Below are 6,000 nucleotides of genomic sequence, written 5' to 3'. Positions count from 1 at the left end.
CTGCCCGGACGCGCAAGCTTGTCGACGGGATGTTGGTCGACTGGGGTGTCTCGATCCGGCGGGCCTGTCAGGCACTGCGCTTCGACCCGTCGAGCTACCATTACAAATCCCGCCGAACCGGGCAGGCAGGACTTGAACACCCGACCATAGGAGCCGGTGAAGCCAAGCGCCACGAGATCGGCGTGCACCTGCTTCAGTGTTCGGCGTTGCTTGCGCGACTTCCCGGCCTCTGTCTTCAGCCAGCCGGCCAACTTCTCGGCAAAGGGGCAAGCTTGCTCGGTCGTTCCGGCGTGGCAAAGCCCGGCGCGATCGTGCCTGCGGCCAGATGCTGGGTGAGCGTGTTCCGAGATGGGCCCGTGCGCCGCGCTATCTCCCGGATCGACAGCTTCTGCCGCAAATGCATCCGGCCGATAATATTCAAAATCCCATGTGGATCACTCCGTTGCCCCGCCGCTCTCCGCTCAGAGGGAAGGTTCACATGGCTCAATTCTCAATGAAAATTACGCGCCCAACCGCCTCAGTTCGGGATGAAAATCAACGCATCTAACTACGAACGCAATTCAGACGATACCTGCGGCTTTGTCGCCCGCCTCGACCACCGATTCCATCGCCACATAGGTCGATGTCGCGGTGACGAAAGGCAGCGTCGAGATCTTCTCGCCCATCACCCGGCGGTACTCGGCAATATCATGCGAACGCACCTTCAGGAGATAATCGAACCCGCCCGCGATCATGTGGCACTCCTCGATCTCGGGCACCGCGCGCACGGCGGCATTGAACTTGCGCAGCGCGGTTTCGCGGGTATCGCTCAGCCGCACCTCGACGAACGCCACATGCGCGAGCCCGAGCTTTATCGGGCTCAGGATCGCCCGGTAGCCGGTGATCAGCCCGATCTCTTCAAGCCGCCGGATCCGCGCCGCCACCGGCGTTTTCGACAGGCCCACCTGCCGCGCGATTTCCGCCACAGGCAGGCGCGCATCGGTGACCAGCGCGGCGAGGATCCGCCGGTCGATCGCATCGAGTTCTTCCGGCATCGCCCTGCCCTTCGCCCCTCAAATGGTCCATTCGCCCAGACAATAGCGCATCTTTGGGCGAAACGGCCAGAGGATAGCGGATAGAATGCGGGCAACCAGGAGAAACGCCCATGTTGCACCCCCTCAACCGTCTTGATGCCCTCGAAGGCGCGAAAACCAAATTCGCGCCGGAGGCTGCGCTGCTGGAGCGCCTCGTGGCCGAGGCCGCGATTCCGGCCGAAGCCCGCGCCCGGATCTCCCAGGAAGCGGCGGCCCTGGTGCGCCGGATCCGCGACAGCGCGAAGCCCGGGATGATGGAGAAATTCCTCGCCGAATATGGGCTCTCCACGCGCGAAGGCATCGCGCTCATGTGCCTCGCCGAAGCCATGCTGCGGGTGCCAGACAATGACACGATCGACGCCCTGATCGAGGACAAGATCGCCCCGGCCGACTGGGGCCGCCACCTGGGCCAGGCTGCCTCCTCGCTGGTCAATGCCTCGACCTGGGCGCTGATGCTCACGGGCAAGGTGCTCGATGATGACGCGCCGGGCCTCGCGGGCGTGCTGCGCGGCGCCGTGCGGCGGCTGGGCGAGCCGGTGATCCGCGCCGCCGTGGGCCGGGCGATGAAAGAGATGGGGCGCCAGTTCGTCTTGGGCCAGACCATCGAACAGGCGCTCGACAATGCGCGCGAGCTGGAGGCCGTGGGCTTTACCTACAGCTACGACATGCTGGGCGAAGCGGCGATGACGGCGGGCGATGCCGCGCGCTATGCGGCCGATTACGAGCGCGCCATCGCCGCGATCGGCAAGGTCGCGACGCGTGGCTCCGTCACCGCGAATCCGGGGATCTCGATCAAGCTCTCCGCGCTGCATCCGCGCTACGAGGTCGCCAAGGAAGAACGTGTTCTGACTGAGCTCGTGCCGGTGGTGCTGAAGCTCGCCAAGGCCGCGCGCGCGGCCGGCATCGGCATGCATGTGGATGCCGAGGAACAGGCGCGGCTGACGCTGAGCTTCAAGGTGATCGACGCCGTGATGGCCGATCCGGCGCTGCGCGGCTGGGACGGGTTCGGCATCGTGGTGCAGGCCTATGGCAAGCGCGCGGGCGCGGCCATCGACGCGCTCTATGATATGGCCGAGCGCCACGACCAGAAGATCAACATCCGCCTGGTGAAGGGCGCCTATTGGGACGCCGAGATGAAGCTCGCGCAGGTCGAGGGGCATCCGGGCTTCCCGCTCTTCACCTCCAAGACCGGCACCGATGTGAGCTACATCTGCCTCGCCAAGAAACTGTTCGGCCTGGGCGACCGGATCTATCCGCAATTCGCCGGGCATAATGCGCATACCGTCGCGGCCATCCTGGATCTGGCGGAGGGGCGCCCGTTCGAATTCCAGCGCCTGCATGGCATGGGCGAGCGGCTGCACGATATTGTTCTGCGCGAAACCCAGGGCCGCTGCCGGATCTATGCGCCCGTCGGTGCGCACCGCGACCTGCTGGCCTATCTGGTGCGCCGGCTGCTGGAGAACGGCGCAAACTCCTCCTTCGTGCACCAGATCGTGGATGAGAACATCGCCCCCGAAGAGATCGCCCGCGATCCGTTCGAGGCGCTGGCCACGGCGCGGGCCCCGGCCCTGCTGCGTACGCCGGAGGCGCTGTTCGCGCCGGAGCGTCCGAATTCGCTGGGCTTCGATCTGAGCGACACGCAGGGCCTCGCGGCCATCGAGGCCGCGCGCGATGTGCGCCTGCCCGATGCCGGCCCGATCCTCGCCGATGGCAGCGCGAGCGGCCTCACCCGCCCGGTGACGAACCCGGCCACCGGTGCCGTCGTGGCCCAGGTGACCGAGGCCGATGCGGCCGCGGTGGAGGCGGCCCTTGCCGGGGCCGCGCTCTGGCAGGCGCCGGTGGCAGAGCGGGCCGCAGCTCTGCGCCGCGCGGCCGACCTTTATGAGCGCGATTATGGCCCGCTCTTCGCCGCCCTGGCGCGCGAGGCCGGCAAGACGCTTGGCGACGCCGTGGCCGAAATCCGCGAGGCCTGCGATTTCCTGCGCTATTACGCGGCCCAGGCCGAAACCGCCCGCCCCGCAGCGCAGGGCTTCTTTGCCGCGATCAGCCCGTGGAACTTCCCGCTGGCGATCTTCACCGGCCAGATCGCGGCCGCGCTGGCCGCGGGCAATGCGGTGCTGGCCAAACCCGCCGAGCAGACCCCGGTCATCGCGGCAATGGCGGTGCGGCTGCTGCATGAGGCGGGCGTGCCGGCATCCGCGCTGCAGCTCCTGCCGGGCGATGGCGCCACGGTGGGCGCGCGGCTGACCTCCGATCCGCGGATCGCGGGCGTGGTCTTCACCGGCTCCACCGAGACGGCCCGGATCATCCGCGCCGCCATGGCCGACAATCTGGCCCCCGGCGCGCCGCTCATCGCCGAAACCGGCGGGCTGAATGCGATGATCGTGGATTCGACCGCGCTCCCCGAGCAGGCCGTGCGCGATATCGTCGCCTCCGCCTTCCGCTCGGCCGGGCAGCGCTGCTCGGCGCTGCGCTGCCTCTATGTGCAGGAGGACGTGGTCGAGCGCATGATCGAGATGCTGGCCGGCGCGATGGACGAGCTCCGCCTCGGCGATCCGCTCGACCTGCGCACCGATGTGGGCCCGGTGATCGACGCCGAGGCGCGCGACCAGATCGCGGCCTATCTCGCGGCGCATCAGGGCCAGGTCCTGCACCAGCTGGGCACGCCCGCCGATGGCCTCTTCATCGCGCCCACGCTGCTGCGCGTTTCCGGGATCAGTGATCTGCAGCGCGAGATCTTCGGCCCGGTGCTGCATGTGGCGACGTTCAAGGCCTCCGAGATCCAGGATGTGGTCGCGCGGATCAACGCCACCGGCTACGGGCTGACCTTCGGCCTGCATACCCGTATCGACGCCCGCGTGCAGGAGGTCTCGGCCTCGGTCCATGCCGGCAACATCTATGTGAACCGCAACCAGATCGGTGCGGTGGTGGGCAGCCAGCCCTTCGGCGGCGAAGGCCTCTCGGGCACCGGCCCGAAGGCAGGCGGCCCGCTCTATCTCGCGCGCTTCGGGGCGCCCGCCCCCGCGCCGCAAGGCACGGCCGCCGCAGGCCCCGCGCGCAACCTGGAGCAGCGCCTGGCGCAGGCGCCCCGTGCCACCGGCCGCGCGCCCATGGAAATGCCCGGGCCCACCGGCGAGATGAACCGCCTCTCCTTCCTGCCGCGCCCGGCCGTGCTCTGCCTCGGCCCCGGCACCGCAGCCGAGGAGGCGCAGGCCCGCGCGGTCGCGGCGCTCGGGGGTGTTGCGGTGACGGCGGGCGGCGCTGTGGCGGCCGATGCGCTGAGCGCGCTCGAGGGCTTCTCGGCGGTGCTGTGGTGGGGCGATGCCGAGACCGGGCGCGCCTATGCGCAGGCGCTCGCGCGCCGCAGCGGGCCGATCTTGCCGGTGATCACCGCGCAGCCCGATGCGGCCCATGTGCTGCATGAGCGGCACCTGTGCGTGGATACCACTGCCGCAGGCGGCAACGCGGCGCTGCTGGCCTCCGCACATTGATCTGACGCGGCGCGCGCGGGGCTTGGAACCGCGCGCGCCTTCCCGCATTGTTGTCGCGCACGCGTGAGGGAGGTCCCGGTGAAACTGTTCCGATGCCAGGTTTGCGGCCAGGTGCTGCATTTCGAGAATACGGCTTGTTTGCGCTGTGGCCACACGATCGGCTACCTGCCCGGCCTCGACGAAATGGTCGCGGTGGAGCCCGACGGGCCGAGCTGGTACGCAGCAGCCCCCGCCGATGCGCCAGACCTCGCCCCTGGGCCCACGCGCTGGCGCTTCTGCCGCAATTGGGAAATGAGCGCCTGCAACTGGATGCTGCCAGCCGAGGACGGGCAGGAGTATTGCGCGGCCTGCCAGCACAACCAGATCGTGCCCGACCTCTCCACGCCCGAAAACCACGCCCGCTGGCAGAAGCTGGAGGCGGCGAAGCGGCGGCTGATCTATACGCTGCGCCACCTCGGCCTGCCGACGCCCACGCCCGTGGACGGGCATCCGGAGCCGCTTGTCTTCCGTTTTCTGGAGGACCGCCCCGATGCCTCGGAGCGTATCCTGACGGGGCATGCCGATGGGGTGGTGACAATCGCCCTCACCGAGGCCGACGATTCCACGCGCGAACAGATGCGCACCGACATGAACGAGGCCTATCGCACGCTGCTTGGCCATTTCCGGCACGAGGTCGGGCACTATTACTGGGACCTGCTGGTGCGCGATGGCGGCGCGATCGGGCCCTTCCGCGAAATTTTCGGTGATGAGAGCTTCGATTATGGGGAGGCCCTGCAGCGCCATTACCAGACCGGGGCACCGCCCGACTGGGCGCTCGGGCATGTCTCGGCCTATGCGACCATGCACCCCTGGGAAGACTGGGCCGAGACCTGGGCGCATTACCTGCACATGGTCGATACACTGGAAACCGCGGCCGCCTTCGGGATGCAGATTGACCCCGGGATCGACGATGGCGAGCTGGCGACCGAGGTCGATTTCGACCCGTATCGCGTTCTGGGTGTGCGGCGGCTGCTGCGGGCCTGGCTGCCGCTGACTGTCGCGCTGAATGCCATGAACCGCTCGATGGGCATGGCGGATATCTATCCTTTCGCCCTGCCCGAGCCGGTCCAGCAGAAGCTCGCTTTCGTACATGGGCTGGTCCTCGCGGCGCGCCAGGGCGGAACCCGCTGACGCTGGGGGGAGGCGCCCCCTCTCTGCCGCTCCCTGCCCCGGCCTCTTGCCACGGGCGCAGGGCATCGTCGCTCCAGGCAGCCCCCGCGAGCGGCCGCATGACACTCCTGGAGAGTGCGCCCGCTGCGGAGTGGCGGCTACTCTGGAACAGAGTTTTGCGCCCGGCATTGAAGGCCACCACTGTTCCATTGAGTGACTTCAGCAACCGACGGCGCAACCGTTTAGAGGGGGTTAAACCTCGGGAACGGCGCTCCGCGGATGCCCGA

Annotated in this window: 3 protein-coding genes and 2 pseudogenes; 3 read left to right on the top strand and 2 right to left on the bottom strand. The window is 68.4% G+C overall.

Annotated features, from left to right (window positions below; genetic code table 11):
• Nucleotides 1–137: pseudogene (locus ACOMG5_RS10465) on the top strand (IS3 family transposase); the annotation flags it as partial.
• On the opposite strand, the pseudogene ACOMG5_RS10460 reads toward ACOMG5_RS10465, so the two are convergent.
• Nucleotides 138–403: pseudogene (locus ACOMG5_RS10460) on the bottom strand (IS21 family transposase); the annotation flags it as partial.
• Between the two features lie 157 nt (nt 404–560).
• Nucleotides 561–1,034, bottom strand: a complete 474-nt coding sequence (locus ACOMG5_RS10455; RefSeq protein WP_420343740.1) for an Lrp/AsnC family transcriptional regulator — start codon at nt 1,032–1,034, stop codon at nt 561–563.
• Between the two features lie 110 nt (nt 1,035–1,144).
• On the opposite strand from ACOMG5_RS10455, the gene putA reads away from it, so the two are divergent.
• Complete coding sequence (gene putA / locus ACOMG5_RS10450; RefSeq protein ID WP_420343739.1) at nt 1,145–4,564, top strand: bifunctional proline dehydrogenase/L-glutamate gamma-semialdehyde dehydrogenase PutA; 3,420 nt, start codon at nt 1,145–1,147, stop codon at nt 4,562–4,564.
• A 78-nt stretch (nt 4,565–4,642) separates the two neighbouring features.
• Complete coding sequence (locus ACOMG5_RS10445; RefSeq protein WP_420343738.1) at nt 4,643–5,734, top strand: zinc-binding metallopeptidase family protein; 1,092 nt, start codon at nt 4,643–4,645, stop codon at nt 5,732–5,734.
• Nucleotides 5,735–6,000: the final 266 nt, after the last annotated feature.

Source organism: Paenirhodobacter sp. (assembly GCF_041916475.1).
Classification (GTDB): domain Bacteria; phylum Pseudomonadota; class Alphaproteobacteria; order Rhodobacterales; family Rhodobacteraceae; genus Rhodobacter.
The sequence above is the reverse complement of the archived record's forward strand: the minus strand, read 5'-3'. Positions and strand labels throughout refer to the sequence as shown.